Below are 260 nucleotides of genomic sequence, written 5' to 3' on the forward strand. Positions count from 1 at the left end.
GCCCAACAGCTGGTAAAGCGGCAGGCCCGCTGCCTTGGCCTTCAGGTCCCACAGCGCCATGTCCACGGCGGCGATGGCCGACATGGTCACCGGACCGCGCCGCCAGTAGGCGCCCTTGTAGAGGTACTGCCAGGTGTCCTCGATCCGGTGGCCGTCGCGACCGACCAGGCAGGGGATGACGTGATCGGTCAGATAGCTGGCGACCGACAGTTCACGCCCGTTCAGAGTAGCGTCGCCCACCCCCGTCAGACCGCCCTTGG

At 67.7% G+C, this 260-nt stretch carries 1 pseudogene; it reads right to left on the reverse strand.

Annotated elements, in window-relative coordinates:
• Window positions 1-260 (reverse strand): annotated as a pseudogene (locus CVH10_RS21865) (bifunctional D-altronate/D-mannonate dehydratase); the annotation flags it as partial.

This window comes from Halomonas sp. ND22Bw, from assembly GCF_003011945.1.
GTDB classification, from domain to species: Bacteria; Pseudomonadota; Gammaproteobacteria; order Pseudomonadales; family Halomonadaceae; genus Halomonas; species Halomonas halophila.